General features: G+C 34.8%; 12 protein-coding genes. 2 read left to right on the top strand and 10 right to left on the bottom strand.

Annotated elements, in window-relative coordinates; translation table 11 throughout:
• Window positions 1–37 precede the first annotated feature (37 nt).
• Window positions 38–637 (top strand): RNA polymerase sigma factor, encoded by a 600-nt coding sequence (locus Q4Q39_RS09040; protein WP_303282103.1) that lies wholly within the window; start codon window positions 38–40, stop codon window positions 635–637.
• Between the two features lie 657 nt (window positions 638–1,294).
• On the opposite strand, the gene Q4Q39_RS09035 is transcribed toward Q4Q39_RS09040, so the two are convergent.
• The 7 genes from Q4Q39_RS09035 to Q4Q39_RS09005 all read right to left on the bottom strand — a co-directional run bounded on the left by Q4Q39_RS09035 (window position 1,295) and on the right by Q4Q39_RS09005 (window position 11,595).
• A complete protein-coding gene (locus Q4Q39_RS09035; protein ID WP_303282102.1) occupies window positions 1,295–1,753 on the bottom strand; it encodes a protein-disulfide reductase DsbD domain-containing protein in 459 nt (152 codons plus the stop codon).
• 40 nt (window positions 1,754–1,793) lie between these two features.
• Window positions 1,794–2,534 carry a DUF4397 domain-containing protein gene (locus Q4Q39_RS09030; RefSeq protein ID WP_303282101.1) on the bottom strand — a complete coding sequence of 247 codons (741 nt, stop codon included), beginning with the start codon at window positions 2,532–2,534 and terminating at the stop codon, window positions 1,794–1,796.
• A gap of 29 nt (window positions 2,535–2,563) precedes the next feature.
• On the bottom strand, window positions 2,564–3,649 hold the full coding sequence (locus Q4Q39_RS09025) for a metallophosphoesterase (RefSeq protein WP_303282100.1): 1,086 nt from the start codon (window positions 3,647–3,649) through the stop codon (window positions 2,564–2,566).
• A gap of 1 nt (window position 3,650) precedes the next feature.
• On the bottom strand, window positions 3,651–5,234 hold the full coding sequence (locus Q4Q39_RS09020; protein WP_303282099.1) for a TlpA family protein disulfide reductase: 1,584 nt from the start codon (window positions 5,232–5,234) through the stop codon (window positions 3,651–3,653).
• A 93-nt stretch (window positions 5,235–5,327) separates the two neighbouring features.
• Window positions 5,328–6,740 carry a RagB/SusD family nutrient uptake outer membrane protein gene (locus Q4Q39_RS09015; protein ID WP_303282098.1) on the bottom strand — a complete coding sequence of 471 codons (1,413 nt, stop codon included), beginning with the start codon at window positions 6,738–6,740 and terminating at the stop codon, window positions 5,328–5,330.
• Between the two features lie 10 nt (window positions 6,741–6,750).
• Window positions 6,751–9,984: a SusC/RagA family TonB-linked outer membrane protein gene (locus tag Q4Q39_RS09010; RefSeq protein WP_303282097.1), complete on the bottom strand. Its 3,234-nt coding sequence runs from the start codon at window positions 9,982–9,984 to the stop codon at window positions 6,751–6,753.
• 429 nt (window positions 9,985–10,413) lie between these two features.
• Window positions 10,414–11,595 carry a FecR family protein gene (locus Q4Q39_RS09005; RefSeq protein WP_303282096.1) on the bottom strand — a complete coding sequence of 394 codons (1,182 nt, stop codon included), beginning with the start codon at window positions 11,593–11,595 and terminating at the stop codon, window positions 10,414–10,416.
• A 115-nt stretch (window positions 11,596–11,710) separates the two neighbouring features.
• Between Q4Q39_RS09005 and Q4Q39_RS09000 the strand changes: the two genes are divergently transcribed.
• Window positions 11,711–12,301, top strand: a complete 591-nt coding sequence (locus Q4Q39_RS09000) for an RNA polymerase sigma factor (protein WP_303282095.1) — start codon at window positions 11,711–11,713, stop codon at window positions 12,299–12,301.
• 754 nt (window positions 12,302–13,055) lie between these two features.
• Here the strand turns inward: Q4Q39_RS09000 and Q4Q39_RS08995 are convergent.
• Genes Q4Q39_RS08995 through Q4Q39_RS08985 form a run of 3 tightly spaced genes read right to left on the bottom strand, consistent with a single transcriptional unit; the run spans window position 13,056 to window position 16,496 of the window.
• The gene (locus tag Q4Q39_RS08995) at window positions 13,056–13,520 is read right to left on the bottom strand and encodes a protein-disulfide reductase DsbD domain-containing protein (RefSeq protein ID WP_303282094.1); all 465 of its coding nucleotides are present in this window, start codon (window positions 13,518–13,520) and stop codon (window positions 13,056–13,058) included.
• A 2-nt stretch (window positions 13,521–13,522) separates the two neighbouring features.
• Window positions 13,523–15,022, bottom strand: a complete 1,500-nt coding sequence (locus tag Q4Q39_RS08990; RefSeq protein ID WP_303282093.1) for a S8 family peptidase — start codon at window positions 15,020–15,022, stop codon at window positions 13,523–13,525.
• A gap of 1 nt (window position 15,023) precedes the next feature.
• Entirely contained in the window at window positions 15,024–16,496 is a 1,473-nt protein-coding gene (locus Q4Q39_RS08985) for a TlpA family protein disulfide reductase (protein ID WP_303282092.1), read from the bottom strand.
• Between the last annotated feature and the right edge of the window lie 64 nt (window positions 16,497–16,560).

The raw sequence follows: 16,560 nt of genomic DNA, 5'->3' as shown, positions 1-16,560 counted from the left end.
TACAGTTTAATAAAGTAATTTTAATACATCTTAATAGGTGCATCCAGATTATTCTAATAACAAAATACTTATTACTCACTTGAAGCAGGGTGATGAAAATGCTTATGCTTATTTGATGGATACTTACCACCAAAAGCTTTGTGTTTATGTAAAAAGTCTTTGTCGTGATGTTTACCTAGCTGAAGATATTGTACAAAATATATTTATGATGGTTTGGGAACGGCGCCAAAAGCTTAAGGATATTTATTCTTTAAAAAGCTATCTCTATCAATCTGTGTATAATGAGTTTATCAACCAACACCGTAAAAAGAAGAATCTGTTAAGTTTAGAGAAAGAATATATTAGCACGCTTAATACTATTCTTGAGGAAGAAGACACTAATGAGCTGCCCAAATTAATTGCTCTTGTAAAACAAGAAATACAAAACTTACCCCCTAAATGCAAATCGGTATTTACTCTGGCCAAACACGAAGGCTTGACTTATGCTGAAATTGCTGAGCATTTAGGCATTTCTTTTAGAACCGTAGAGAACCAAATGAGTAAAGCATTTACCTTAATACGAGAAAAGGTTGGTGATAAAATGCATGCTATTTTGTTTTTGTTGTTTGGTTCAAGAAAATTGTCTAGATCTGTTTAAGATTTCTTTTTAGAGGACTAAAAATTAGCTTCTATAGATCTTACTTACATTATTACGTTTTACTGTAGTTCTATTTTAAAGGTGAATTCGACTTAATAGTCATTGATTTTCAATTAGTTACATAAAAAACACCCCTAAATCCCCTCAAGGGGACAATTTTACCGAGTGAGATTCCTCCCTCGAGGGAGGATTAAGGAGGGTGTTTTTAAATACAAACAGAACCTTACAATGAAGTTAAATAATTTAAGTTAAATCGAACTCACGTTATTTTAATCTTTTTGACCATTGTTGGTCGTGCTATTTTAGCGGTGTAAGGTATGCTGTATATGCTCCCTTTAAATACTTGAGGTATTGTAAATTTAATATTTTGGATTTGAAGTGTTATTCTATTGGGTCTGGCGGACAACAAAAAAGCACAACACCAAGTAGTCAAACGAGATGTCGTGCGCAACTAACTCAAAATAATCTGCTATGAGTGACTAATTCAAAAAAACAACTATTACAATGAAAAAAACTTAAGTTGTAGGGCGTATTATTTTGGTGTTACTATTATTAGCCTAAAAGGGAACGGGCTTCAACTAAATAAAACTAAGCTATATACAGTTCATAACTACTTACTTCTATAAACTAAACTATTACCGTTCCCAACTAGACGTTTTATTTGCTCTGATTTAATTTGATATTAAATTCTTGCTCACCGAATACACATTGGCCTGTTTTCATGGAACAGACCGTGTAGTTTATAGTTGCATTAATTTTAGGATTAGCTTCTAAGAGTTTAATACGCTGAGTAAAACCGCCACCTGACTCTGTGATTAAACGTGTGTCTCCCTCCCAAATGGCATCGTATTTGGTTTTTACTTTAATGGGTTTTGGCGCACCTACTTTTTTAAAGCCTTCTCCTTTTAACTCCAGTGATGTTGGTATTGGCCCTAGATCTGGATCTTGGTCTGTGGCATATACGTACCATGTATCGTCTAACTTTACTTTAAATTGCAGTTCCAGTTCGTGATCTTCTTTTGATAATTGGTATGTCCAATCAGCGGGATTCAGTATTTGGGCATTGCTAACTGATAACAGAAATAATGCTATTAGATAGGTTAAAATATATTTCATGAGTTATTTTTACTATTATTTCTTTGCAGTAATTACTCCACTACTGATCTATCTGTATCACATTAAGAGTATTGTTTCCTTGCCCATCATCCAAAGCTCCAACAAGTGCAAATGTTATTGTATCCTGAAATGATTGCACAAAAGCACCAAAGCCTGGAAAAAAGAACCATTGTCTGTAAAAGAAATTTGATAATTCGTTACCCTGTTCATCTTTGAAAGAAAAGGTATATTCCAAATTTTCTAATGTAGCATCTATCGTAACAAATTCTGAAGCTTCAGCTATCTCAATGCTTGAGACTAGATTATCTATACCGCCAGCATCAACACTAAATGTATTAACATCTTTGGTTAGGTTTACAAAACGAACTACATTGGTACTATCTGTAATTGTTCTTAGGCCAATATCCTCGACCAATGTTGAAGACACGTTAGCTTCATCGCCATATAAAAAATAAGTTTGGATTTTACCTGCTCCCAAATTGAACTGTTCCGAGGCTACCTGACTCGTTGTATCCGTTTCAAAAATAACATCTATGTCTATAGATTCCCTTGCGGGCAAGGTAAACCTTCTAAATTCAGAAAAATCCAAGGTTGGTAAATTGGTAAAAGGCGTGTCTTCGCTCATAGAATTTTCAACATAAATGCCTGGCGCACCATTAATGGCGTGAACTACTTTTAGTGATGCAGCTTGTGGAAATTCGCTATCATCACTAGTCTCACAAGAGACAAAACAGATACTACAAATAAGAAGTAGAATAATTAGTATATTAAATGATTTCATAATTTTAATTTTTTAATGATTTGAATGTTTTATTTTTTGAATAGTGCTTGCTTTTCGCCGTTGATATTCAGTCTATAATAGTTACCGCTCTGAATTAAAAGAGCCTCCGATTTTCCAGCAGCGTGATGGGTATCTATATTGATAACCTTACCGCTATAATGTGTGGTTATTTTTTCTCCTTTGTCTATTACCGTATGACCGGTAATGATTTTAGAGACTTCGAATTTTTTTAATGTGCAATCAATAATGTCTTCAGTAATTGGTTTACCCTTGTAAGTATTGTAATACCTACGATACCATAATGGTCCTTGACCAGATAAGAGTATTTCTTCTATTTTGTCATATCCTGTTTCCCTATCGTAAAATGGACGTGCCAAATTACTCATAGACATTAAGGAAACATCTAATTTGTTTATAGTCTCAGAAATACCTCCATGGACAAACAAATGGTTACCAATTTTTTCTGCAATGTTCTTGGTGCGTAGCCATTGCCCCAGCTCTGTATTAGCACCATACAAGTCTATGAGTTCTTTACCCATTAATTTTGCAGACTGTTGGTATTTGTCGTGGACATATCGAAGATCGCCCCTTAGGTTCATGATCTCATGATTGCCCAAGATAAAGTGGACGTGTCCACCAGCTTCTTGTGCTTCCCATTCTAGTTTATAGATAAGCCATAGCACTTCAGTTACTTGGTTGCCGCGGTCAAAGAAATCGCCAGTTAAAACTAGATGGCCAGAACCAAAACTCCATTTTAGATCATTGTCGATAACTCCAGTAGACTGCAATAGTAAACGTAATGGTGCAAAGTTGCCCTCAATATCGGAAATGGCTACTAGTTTATTAGGCATATGGTAAGTTGCCAGTTCATAGGACAATCCAGGTTTTAACCATACCTGAAAACTCTCTCCCTTTATGTCGGTAGCAACCTGAAAACTTGTCATTATTCGGTTTTCTGGTAATGTCTCTTTACTAAGTTGACCATCAATAATAGAATAGATCATTTGTTTGCCGTCTTCGTTAAACAAATAAGGACCATCAGAAACAACATTTTGAGCAATTAGGTTTTGTACTAAAAAAGTAATACATATAAATTTTATAATGGATCTCATCATATTATTCTTTAGGATCTCTAATGACTACTACTTTCATAGGTTGCGTACCTTTTTCTAGATACAAGCCAATCTTATTTAGGTACTCTTGTACTTTTTCTAAATTCATATTTTCAAAATACTTCAATTCGTTATCCGCTATATCAAAATCTATAAAATCACCATCTTTAATATCTGTTTTATTTATAAAGGGTTCGTCAATATTTCCTTTTAGCCATATATTATAACCATTATTCAAGTAATCACATAATATGTAAATAACATCTCTAATATCCGCATTCCTATACTCTCTTGTAAACCCGCCATACTTATTGGTAATATCCTTTTGGTTATATTTAGCGTTTAGTTTTTTCGACTTCAATATATTTTTTGCTATTGGCTTTGACTTTAAATACCAAACAGGCATATCCCTAGTTTCTACAATTGCGTTATACCCAAAGTATCGTTGCAAATCCTCACGCATTAAGCGTTGCAAATAAGCAGCTGTTGCCTTTTTTCTATCAGGTACTTTCAATTCGTAATTCCATCTGTTTTTAGTGGACTTCGAATCAAACTCAAATGGCAATGTATCTTTTACTTCTAAAACAGGTTTTGGCCAATATTTGCCATAGGATTTTTTAAACCACCATAACGAGTCTAAATCTGGCCATTCCTTTGTAAAAGGATGACGGACATTTGCACTATTAGATAAGGTATCTGCGTAAGCAGCGTAATATAAATTGGATAAGGGTGCCCCTAAACCAAAGATTCTACCTTGGCGTGATAATTTAAAGTCTTCGACCTCTTTTTTCTCTGTTTCATTTTTCGGACGTACTTCATTCAACGCCTTAAAACTTCTTACATAATAGACTGGACTGGTGGCTCTGATATTTTCAGGATATTTACCTATAATGGATCGAAACATGAAATCTTCATCTTCTCCACCATTGTTATCTATATAAAGAGGCTTCTTAATATTGAATTTTAAGATACCTTTAGCTGCTTTCTCTTTTTCTTTTATCTCTTTTTCCAGTGAAAAGCTATCATCCAACAAGCTTTCTATAGTATTTATCAATCTTGTTTCATCAAGACCATTAAAATGACTAACTAGTCTTCCTTTTTTATCAATCACAAAGGTTTGTGGTACACCTCTGCTTTTTCCGTACCCATCAATCCAGACTTTTTCAATGGTTTTTTGAGGATCATCCACGGCGACACTATAGTTCATCTGATCACCTTTTTTATGGACATAATCTTTTACTCGTTCGACGTATTGTGGACTTTTGATATCCAAGGGTTCTCTATTAACTTCTTGAACAAACACACCAATAACCTCAACTTTTCCTTGATATGTTTTTGCTAATTTGGTCAATTTGGAAATGACTTCCCCACAAGGCTTACACCAAGTAGCACCCATTTCCACCACATAGACCGTGCCTTTTTTGAACTCCATAATAGGCTTGCCTTTAATCCATTCATAGGGCTTTAAAGGTGGTGCTGGATAACCCAGTTCTAGAGAAGATTTTTGGGCTATTAGACCTGTACAGCAAAACAATAAGATCAACGATAATAATTGTTTTCTTTTTAGATAATTCGTAATATGTATCATTATTCAACGTGTTTATATAATAGGATTGCTTTACTTCTCTGCTTCTAAAGAGCATAAAAAAGGTTGCAATGACACTTGTTTAGAAATAAAAAATTAGTAGCCTGGGTTTTGTGGTTCTAAATTTGAATTATTCAAAAGTTCTATCTCTGGGATAGGCCAAAATACATCTGTGTTATCCCAAAGAGGCTTTAAGGGACTCAATACCTCCGTAGCTTTCTCTGTTCTAATCAAATCTAACCAACGGTGGCCACCTTCTGCAAAGAGTTCAATACGACGTTCTTGCATTATGGCGTCCAATATGGTTTGCTGTGTGTTTGCAGTAGTATCTGATAACCCAGCACGATTACGAATGGCATTGATATCTGCTTGTGCGCCCGTAATATCATTTTGTTGAGCTAGTGCCTCAGCTCTTATTAAATATTGTTCGGCTAAGCGTAACAAGATAATATTTTCGGGTATTCCCGTGTTACCAATAGACAGACTTGTCGAGTTTTTATATTTGACCGGGTAACTTTGATTACTTGAATTTGCGCCAATCCAATTTTGAAATCTTAAATCGTTTTCCTCAAACGCCATTAAAAATTCATCCGTTAAAGATGTGGCTCCCAAATTTACAAAGTTACCTGCTCCAAAAATAGTAATTGGAAAAATCAACCCCAATCTTGTTTGTCCATCATCTTCAGACCCCAATTGCCAAATGGCTTCGTTAGAAGTCGCTATAAATACATTGTTCAGATCTGTCTCTAAACCAAACAAACCTGTATTTATAACTTGCGTAGCATTCTGTTCGGCTAAAACCCAATTCTCTGTATATAAATAAATGCGTGCCAATAAAGCGGTGGCTGCATCTTTATTGGCACGTACACGGGTTCCACCTGCAAACTCAAAGCCATCTGCCATCAAGGTTTTGGCTTGAATTAAATCTTCTATTAAACGATTATAAATGTTGGTTACAGATTGCTTTGAGGTATTGGCATTGACTTCCAAGTCAGTTGTTTCTACAAAAGGCACCTCATCAAACAAGTTTACTAAATAAAAATGAGTGTAAGCTCTAATAAATAAGGCTTCACCTAATAGCTGGTCACGTACTTCGGGTGTCAATTGATCATTATCAATAACACCTTCAATAATACCATTGGCGTTGTTGATAATCTGGTATGCGTTTTGCCAAAAACGGTTAAAGATACTGGTATTATCGGGTTGTATTTCATTAGCATTAAACTCTATATAGTCTATTATGCTTGAGGATTCATTATTCAACTCATCTGATGTTAATCCCGTAAAAATCTCCAGTCCAGAATTAAAGATCGCATCATTATTTCTCATTAACACATAAACCCCATTCATGGCAAAAGTCGCTGAAATATCATCCGAAAAAATAATTTCAGAGACTATTTCTGTTTGCGGCGGATCAATTTCTATATAATCCTCACAACCAAAAAATGTGATATTTAATATGAATAAAAGAGTAATATTTTCAAAGCAATATATAAATCTATTTCTCATAATTATTTTTTTAAAAGGTTAGTTGTAATCCAAAGGTTAAAAATTCTAAAGGGGGTAAACTGCGATTACCTGTTTCAGGATCCAAACCATCAAATTTAGTAATGGTCCATAAATTTTGTCCTTGAAAATATAGTCTTGCTTGCTCTAGTTTTAGGTTATTTAATATAGCCTCTGGAAAGTACCAAGCTAAAGACACATTTTGAAGACGTATAAAAGAGGCATCAACTCTAGAAGAATTAGAGCCTGAGACAGTACCACTACCATTGGTGTTACTTAGTGTTGTTGCTCTTCCTATAATCGCTGTGTCACCAGGGTTTTGCCAACGATCTTGTGAATATATAGATATTGGACTTAGATTAAAACCTCCTGATGACGTAATAAACTTAAAGTCTGTGGCTTCTTGTTTAGCAAAACGGAATAAAAAATCTAATTGAAAGCCTTTAAAACGTATACTATTGCTAATGCCTCCAAAAAAGTCTTGTGCTTGATCCACAAAGTCCTGACTATCTGATGCTGTAATAAGGCCATCGTTATTGTAATCTACAAAATCGAAAATTCCTGTTTCTGGGTTTACTCCTAATGTTTTAAATTGTTTGCTCCCAAAAATGGATTCGCCTACCACATAGCGGTTGTCAAATGCTGAAAAATCTTCAATATTTGGAAATTCCACGAGCTCGTTCCGATAACTTGTAAAATTAATTGATGTACTCCAATTAAAATCATCCGTGGTTATATTGGTAGTATTTAATGTAATCTCCACACCGCGATTCTCAACCAAAGCTGGTAAGTTAAACTGTACCGTATTAAAACCAGTCACTGCAGATAATGGTCGACCTATCAATTGATTTGACGAGCGGTTGCGAAACATACTGATTTCTGCATTAATAGAATTTTTAAGTAATCCCAACTCTAGACCAACTTCCAATTTCTTATTGGTTTCCCAAGAAAAACTTGGATTTGCAGCTCGTGTAATTATCAACGCTGTACTACCGTTGTATCCATCTTCATCACCAACTGAGTATGAACTTAGAAACCCGTAATCTCCTATTTGATCATTTCCAGTTAATCCATAACTAGCTCTAAGCTTCCCGAAGCTAATAAAAGAGTTTTTATCTCTTATAAAGGTTTCTTCTGAAAACACCCAGGCTACACCAATAGCTCCAAAATTCCCAAATCGCTTATTGGGACCAAAGCGAGAAGATCCATCTCGCCTTCCTGTTAAATTTAAAATATATTTCCTTTGCCAGTTATAATTTAAACGTGCATATATCGCATTATAACGGTATTCCGAATATGCATCATTAAATATTGAAGTATTAGGCGCAGCTTGTAAGTTACCCAGTAGTGCATCTGAATCATATCCAAATCCGCCAATACTTAAAGTCTCGCTAGTAGATTCTTGAAATGTGGCTCCCAAGAGTACATTAATTCCTCCCTTTCCGAGTTTATGCGTAAATTCAAGTTGAGGCTCAATAATATAAGATTCAACCCCTGAATTCTCTTTTAAAGAAGACGCACCAGTACCCTGATTGCTAATTGAGCGAGAGGATAAAGGATTAATTGAAGATTGATCTGAAGTAATATTGTTAAAACCTAATAAGGCTTTAAAGCTTAAACCTCTGGTAAATTCATAATTTAGGTTAAGGTTAGAAACCAGATTATTACTTTGCAGAATATTAGTCCTCTCTAAATTACTTAAGGGATTATCAAAACTATCTGCAAAATTGATGTTTCCATTGTCATCAAATAACCTAGGTGCATTGGGTGCTAAACGTAAAGCATCTCCTACTAAATCAAATGAATTCTGTATATTATCTGTTATGGTATAGGTTGCTGATAAATTAATATTAAAACGGCTGTCTTTTGAGGTATGGTTTAAATTAAAATGACCAGATCCTGATTTAAACTCTGAGTCATCATAATTAAACACATTGGTTTGCCTTATAAAATTTCCTCGAATTAGATATTGGGTCTGTTCCGTACCTCCAGAAAATGAGACACTTGTATTAGCTTGTTCTGCAGTACCACCTAACAATTCTTTTTGCCAATCCGTATAGCGATTTTGATCCCAAAGCATTAAATCTGGAGCATTGGTTTCAGTTGGTGTTAGTCCATCATTGGCAAAGGCTTCTCTACGGAGTTCAAGATATTGCGCTGTATTTAATAAATCTACTCTGGAATTGGTTGTGCCAAAGCCTCGTGACACATCCAAATCAATTTTCATTTTTCCTGGTTTCCCTTTTTTGGTAGTAATTAAAATAACCCCATTGGCACCACGCGAGCCATAAATGGCTGTAGCATCTGCATCTTTTAAGACCTCAATACTTTCAATATCATCAGGACGTATGTTTGCTAATGGATTGCTATTTGAAAATATTCCTTGTAGAGAGCTTGGTGAAGAGGAGGGAAAGGGCACGCCATCAATCACATAAAAGGGTAAGTTGGCGTTTGGACGATCGTCTTGCCCATTATTTAAACTATTTAATCCCCGGATATTAATATCTATTGCTGTACCTGGCACACCAGAGGTTTGATTAATCTGCACTCCTGCAATTTGTCCTTGAAGTGCCATAATAGGGTTTACTATGGGCTGCTGCTCAATCGTTTTGGCTTCAATCTTACCAATACTGGAAGTAGATACTTTTTTTGATTCTTTCCAATAACCTGTACTTACAACTACTTCATCAAGTTCACTGACCTCTTCTTTCATTACAATATCTATCTTAGTTTGTTTACCTACAGTGATTTCTTGAATTGTATAACCTACATAAGAGAATATTATAACATTAGAATTATCAATCACTGTAACGGTGTATTGCCCATCAAAGTTGGTTGCCACACCTCTAGTTGTGCCCTTTACCAAAACTGTTACTCCAGCTAGTGGCATGCCATCTTCTCCCGTTACTTTACCCGTGATTTGGCGTTGTTGAGATTGGGATTTTTGTTTAATAGTTATCCTGTTATCGGCTCCTAAAATGACATTGAATTTTCCTTTTGGTAATGTTTTTTGGAGTAGCTTGCCCACACTTAAAACTCCCTTTTTTAACTCTACTTTTGGGGCATCCTCAAATAAACTTTCGGGATATATAAACGTGTATTTGGTTTGGGTTTTTATGAGTTTAAAAACCTCATCGACCGAGATTTGTTTATCTGCATTAATCTTGACCTTTTCCTGAGAAAATGAATTCCCTGGTGAAAGCGCCATAAGTGTTGAACAGAGTAAGAAAATGAATGTTCTCATCATTATTAAGAGTATCCTCCTTGGGATCCCGACGATAAATGTCGGGACAAACCAAGCTTTGGTTTGTTTAATTTCCATAAATTTGCGTGTTATTAGTTAGTTAATCATTTAATTAGTTAATAATGCTATAGGGGGACATTGTTTTTGAACTTTTCCGGGTTTAAACATTGTTCCCTTTACTTTAGAGGCCTGCGCGTATTCTGGCTCGCCTACCTGTCGGTAGACAGGTTCGCCAAAAATATCCACTGGATATTTTTTAAGCTCCGCCCCATTTTTTTGTTTGGTAGTGTTATTTCATATTGTTTTAGGTTTTTTGTTAGTTATACTTTATTGTTATTGATATTTAATACTTTTTTTAGTTCCCGATATTCATCGGGATAAGTTCAACTTACAACATTGAATTTTCCTGCGGACTTCAATGTTGAGTTTCACTTATTTAAGTGTTATGGTTTTATTATTGATTTCGTAAGTGTTAATGACTCCGAAATTTTTGATATCGTTTAATACATCTACAATATTCTGCCCTTTATTTAGAGAGCCCATAAAGCGTATAGTTTCAAGGTCTTTATTAGCAAATATCACATCCATATCATACCAGCGTGATAGGGTGGTCATTATTTCTTTTAAAGGTTTACGCTCAAAACTAAAGATGCCTTCCTTCCAAGATACTATATCATAGACTTCTACATTTGCTATTCCTAAACTATTGACCACTATATCTAAATTGGATTGTTGAGCTGGCAAGAGTATTTTAGTTTTACTTCCTGTTGTTACAGATACTTTTCCTTCTACTAATGTAGTATACACATTTGTCTCATCCTTGTAAGCTTTTATATTGAACTCAGTACCTAAGACTTGAACTTCTTGTTGTTTGTGATATACTTTAAAGTCTGCCCCTTTATGATTGTTACTTGGTGACACATCAAAATAAGCTTCTCCATAAACCAGCTCTACTTGCCTTGTTTCTCCCTTATTAAATACTACTGGATATTTTAATTGACTTTCTGAATTTAACCATACTTGTGTACCATCTGTAAGGGTTAACTGGAACTGACCGCCTCTAGGGATTGTTAAAGTGTTGTGGGATACGCTGTCTTTAACTATTGGCTGTTGACTGTTGGCTGTTATATAGACGATTTCTTCACCATTACTAGTGGCATTTTGTGTTTGGAACGAAGCACCCTTGGTTAACGCTATCTGCTCACCATTCTCTAATGTTAAAGTTGCTTTGTCTGTTCCTGTTTGGATTTGGTTGTTTACTATGATTGGTTCCGTAAATTGTGGTTCTATAATAGTATTACCCATCTTTGTGAACCAAAAGCTCGCCGCTATTAAAACGACTATGGATGCTGCTGCGTAACTAAAGGTTTTGATGCGTCTTAGTTTTTTATGGGAGCGCTTGTCTTTCCAGATTCTTTCTAAATACTCCTTTTTAGCGGTTTCCTTATCAAACGGATTCATATTTACGTCCATGGCGTAGTTGATCTTAATATAAGTAGCAAAAGTCTCCTTGTTCTTCCCCTTTTTTAACCAAGCCTCTAGGTTTTCCAACTCTTGCGCATTGGCCTCATTCATCAAATATTTAACACAAATATTTTTTATGTCTTTCTTCATTTTTGTCTAAGCTTATACTATTAATACGGATGATATTTTAAACCCCACATGTTTTTTTGAATATTTTTTTACTTAAGTTTACATAAATTTTAAATTGATTTAATACAATTTACTATTGAAAAACAGGTATTTAAATAATGAAACCCTCTTAAAACACCTTAAAAAAGGTGACGCTAATGCTTTTGCTTATATTATGGATACCCACTACGATAAACTTTGTGTTTATGCTACCAATCTTACCAATGACCCCTACACTGCCCAAGATATTGTGCAAAATGTTTTTTTAAGGATTTGGGAAATGCACAAAAAATTGAAAACAAATTATTCTATAAATAATTATCTGTACCGTTCTGTTTATCATGAGTTTATTGACCAGTATAGAAAAAATAAACTGTTAACGTCTCTTGAAGAGGAGCATATTAAGCAGCTCAATGCCATTACCCAAGAGAAGGATGTCACTGAAATTACCCGATTGATTGAACTGGTAAAAAGTGAAATACAAAATTTGCCTCCTAAATGTAAAGCTGTTTTTGTTATGAGCAAACTGGAAGGTTTGACTTATAACGAGATTGCTGAACATAACAAAATTGCCGTTAGAACTGTTGAAATGCATATGGCTCGAGCCTTTGAAATTATGCGTGAAAAATTGGGCGATAGGATGGAAAGTTTATTGTTTCTACTATTTAGCAAAAAACTAACTCATTAAAAGAACTACTCTCCAGCCACATCAACTCGCACCTCACTCGAAATGTAAATCGTTACATTCCGATCTCGGTCGTATTTTTGTTGTTTGGTTCAGGAAAATTATCTAAATCTGTTTAAGATTTCTTTTTAGAGGACTAAAAATTAGCTTCTATAGACCTTACTTACATTAATTACATTTTACTGTAGTTCTATTTTAAAGGTGAATTCGACTTAATAGTTATTGATTTTCAATTAGTTACAGAAAAACACCCCTAAGTCCCCTCAAGGGGACAATTTTACCGAGTGAGATTCCTCCCTCGAGGGAGGATTAAGGAGGGTGTTTTTAAATACAAACAAAACCTTACAATGAAGTTAAATAATTTAAGTTAAATCGAACTCACCTTATTTTAATCTTTTTGACCATTGTTGGTCGTGCTATTTTAGCGGTGTAAGGCATGCAGTATATGCTCCCTTTAAATACTTGAGGTATTGTAAATTTAATATTTTGGATTTGAAGTGTTATTCTATTGGGTCTGGCGGACAACAAAAAAGCACAACACCAAGTAGTAAAACGAGATGTCGTGCGCAACTAACTCAAAATAATCTGCTATGAGTGACTAATTCAAAAAAACAACTATTAGAATGAAAAAAACTTAAGTTGTAGGGCGTATTATTTTGGTATTACTACTTTTGGCCTAAAAGGGAACGGGAGCTTCAACTAAAAAAATAAGCTATAAACAGTTCATGAACAATAACCGTTTCCGAGTAGACATTTTTTATTTGCTCTGATTAAGATTAATATCAAATTCTTGCTCACCGAATACACATTGGCCTGTTTCCATGGAACAGACTGTGTAGTTTATGGTTGCCTTTATTTTAGGGTTAGGTTCTAAAACTTTAATGCGTTGTGTAAAACCACCACCTGACTCTGTAATAACACGGGTGTCTCCTTCCCAAATGGCATCGTATTTGATTTTTACTTTTATTGGTTTTGGTTCTCCTATTGTTTTAAAGCCTTCGCCTTTTAACTCAAGTGATGTTGGTATAGGGCCTAAATCTGGGTTTTGATCTGTGGCGTATACGTACCAAGTATCATCCAGATTCACCTTAAACGTTAATTCTAACTCTTGATTTGAGTTTTCCTGAACCGTATAAAACCATTTGGCAGGTTCTAGGATTTGTGCTTTTATACTGAAGGAACAAATCACTATTAACAGCATTATCAAATTCTTTCTTTTCATTTCTATTTATTTTTTGACATTTTTTCTGCCATTAATAGGGCATTGTAAGCATTTAAAATACGACCCGATTTACAGAGTTCTGAAAAGGGTTGTTTCTCACCTGGTTTTCCTGGAACATAAACTTCAAAGGGGACTTCAATACCAGAATTCATAAGAATGTGTTTTACCTGACTTGCGGATAGCTTTGGATAATACGAGCGTACCAATCCTGCTACTGCAGCCACAGCTGGAGCCGCCATAGATGTACCTTGTTGATAACCGTATTCGTTATTTGGTAATGCGGAATAGATTTTTGACCCCGGTGCAAAAATGTCCACATTCTTTTCTCCATAATTGGAGAACTCCGATACTAAAGCTTCGTTAAAATACCTAGTAATGGCACCAACGGTAATCATGTTATCGGCTATCTCATTGTCATTGGCATTCTGATCGTTAGGAAATACTTTCGACTCATCTATGTTTTTTGAATTATTTCCAGCTGCATGAACCATTAGTACATCTTTGGATGCAGCATATTTTATCGCCTCTTGTACCCAGTCTGGATGTTCTGAATAGGCTTTACCAAAGCTCATGTTAATGACTTTAGCTCCACTATCTACTGCATATCGGATGGCCAACGCTACGTCTTTATCGTATTCGTCACCATTAGGGATCGCACGAATTGGTAAATATTTAATTGCATCGGTAAATTGCCTTGTTATTTTTACGGCGATACCAGCTACATGTGTACCGTGAGTTTCACTTTTTTCCTGCGGTAATACACTGTTATTTCCATAGTACTTATCATTTAAATCGTTTACGTTATCTCCAATTATTTCTCTTGGGTTATACAAAGGGTTATAATGATACTGGTTTAATGCCAGAATATGATCATAGGCTAATTTATGTGCCTCTGAAGTCGTAGCTTCATTATACCAATGAACAGTATTTGAATAAGCCTCACTGGCTTTTTCTGAAGCTACGTCATACTCCTTTTGCAGTGGTTCACATCGGCTACAAAATGTATCTTTTCTATTTTCTTCTGTGCACAATTCTTCACATTTAGCTACTAAACGCGTGATCGCCAATGGTGCGCCATAGGCGTCTGCTAAAAAGTTCCAACCATTGATATCGTCTATATAGCCGTTACTATCATCGTCCTTTTGGTTTCCTACTACCTCTTTTGGATTGCTCCATACCAAACCTTGTAATACTTCGTGTTCTAAGTCTGTACCCGAATCTATAACCGCTACTATTAGTGGCTTAACCTTTTTATTTGCTACAATTTGTTTTGCTTTATCCAAACTCATTCCCGAAATGGAATCTGAAACAAGATCCAAGTATGACCATATTGGCAATACATCTTCTGGTAGAGCAGTTTGTTTAAAAGTTAATGCTCCATTGTTAACTATTGGGGTAGGTACTAAATTACTTGTTGTGGACTGTATCGTTTTACAACCAGTGGCAAGTAATAGAAAGTAACAAGTTGCAACAACAGCACATATATTAAATCTATTGTTCATACTATTTATCTAGTTCTTTAGGGTCTCTAATTACTACTACTTTCATGGTTTTAGTGCCTTTTTCAAGATATAATCCAAATCTCTTTATATAAGCTTTTGCCGAATTAAAATCTTTTTTAAAATTTTGAAATTCCTCACTCGTAATGTCATAATCAATCTCTGTAGTTATAGCCGTAGCATCAATAAATGGTACCATATACATTTCTGGGTTACTCTTCTTGTTATTATGATAACTAAAGTAAAACCTAGAGAGTATGTCCCTGATTTCCGCATTAGTGAATTTATAACTTGTTTTGGATATTGAAGTAGATTCATAATCCCTACCAGGGGTTTTAGTTTTTAAGTTTTGAGCAGCACCAAATTCTGCCTTTAAATACCAACAAGGCATTTCCCTCGTTTCAACAGTCACATCATAACCAAAATAATTTCGCAAATCACTTCGCATCACTTTTTGTAAAAATCTAGCGGTATTTTTTTCTTTAGGAACCTTTAAACTATAATGCCATTTATTTTTTGGGCTATTGTAGTTATTCTTATCCCAAATAAATAAAGATTTATCTGTAACTTCAAGGATAGGTTTCTGCCAGTATTTGCCATATGATGATTTACGATAGGGATTAACTATAGTATCAAAGTACTTATTAGTACCATATAATCTAGTATTCATAACATTACGCAATGTATCTGCATAAGCTAAATAGTATAACTGTTCAAGAGGAACATTAATAGCTTGCACTCTTCCTTTTAAACTCTCGTTATCCTCAGACATCCAAACATTACTAGTGACGTAAGGAATATTACCTGCAATGATCTCACCTTTACTTTTAGCTAATACTGACCTAAACTCGAAATGTGGATTTTCTCCTCCATTATTATCTAAGTACAATAATTTATTACTATCAAAAGGCATTGCCTGGACTTTTGATGCTTTTTTCATTACAGTTTCTCTATTGTATTTATCTAGTGTAATTTGAGAGATTATACTATCTATAGTTTTTGGTTGCATAATTCCCATTGCGGCAATATAACCCTCTTTATCGATGATAAATGTTTTTGGAAGACCAGAAAACCCGCTAGCATTGATCCAGTAGTTTTCCATATACTTTTCAGGACCGTCTACAGCAACACTATATTGCATTCTATCTCCTTGCCTTTCGATATACTGATTTACCCGATCTATGTACTTTGGTTTTTTATTAGGTACCGTTTCAGGAATCATATTTGTTTCCTTAACAAATACCCCCATAACTTCTAACTCTTCAGAATACTTATCTGAGAAATGTGTTAAATAAGGAATCATTTCTGTACAGCCTCTGCACCAAGTGGCACCAAATTCTACTATATAGGCTTTCCCTCTTTGAAATTCAGTAATAGGTTTGTTTTTCAGCCAAGAATGTACATTAATAGGTGGTGCTTTATCTCCTATTTTTAAATATTCCTGCTGGGCATTAGATTTAAAACTAAATAATAACATTGATATTAATAGAAGAAAAAAACTAGTATTACTAAATCTGCTTGTTATATTATATTTATCACAA

Source organism: Flavivirga amylovorans (assembly GCF_030540875.1).
GTDB classification, from domain to species: domain Bacteria; phylum Bacteroidota; class Bacteroidia; order Flavobacteriales; family Flavobacteriaceae; genus Flavivirga; species Flavivirga amylovorans.
The sequence above is the reverse complement of the archived record's forward strand: the minus strand, read 5'-3'. Positions and strand labels throughout refer to the sequence as shown.

Excerpts from the sequence above, each read along its gene's own strand:
- Q4Q39_RS09035 (WP_303282102.1), bottom strand. The coding sequence starts at position 1,753 with ATGAAATATATTTTAACCTATCTAATAGCATTATTTCTGTTATCAGTT.
- Q4Q39_RS09030 (WP_303282101.1), bottom strand. The coding sequence starts at position 2,534 with ATGAAATCATTTAATATACTAATTATTCTACTTCTTATTTGTAGTATC.
- Q4Q39_RS09025 (WP_303282100.1), bottom strand. The coding sequence starts at position 3,649 with ATGATGAGATCCATTATAAAATTTATATGTATTACTTTTTTAGTACAA.
- Q4Q39_RS09020 (WP_303282099.1), bottom strand. The coding sequence starts at position 5,234 with ATGATACATATTACGAATTATCTAAAAAGAAAACAATTATTATCGTTG.
- Q4Q39_RS09015 (WP_303282098.1), bottom strand. The coding sequence starts at position 6,740 with ATGAGAAATAGATTTATATATTGCTTTGAAAATATTACTCTTTTATTC.
- Q4Q39_RS09010 (WP_303282097.1), bottom strand. The coding sequence starts at position 9,984 with ATGATGAGAACATTCATTTTCTTACTCTGTTCAACACTTATGGCGCTT.
- Q4Q39_RS09005 (WP_303282096.1), bottom strand. The coding sequence starts at position 11,595 with ATGAAGAAAGACATAAAAAATATTTGTGTTAAATATTTGATGAATGAG.
- Q4Q39_RS08995 (WP_303282094.1), bottom strand. The coding sequence starts at position 13,520 with ATGAAAAGAAAGAATTTGATAATGCTGTTAATAGTGATTTGTTCCTTC.
- Q4Q39_RS08990 (WP_303282093.1), bottom strand. The coding sequence starts at position 15,022 with ATGAACAATAGATTTAATATATGTGCTGTTGTTGCAACTTGTTACTTT.
- Q4Q39_RS08985 (WP_303282092.1), bottom strand. The coding sequence starts at position 16,496 with ATGTTATTATTTAGTTTTAAATCTAATGCCCAGCAGGAATATTTAAAA.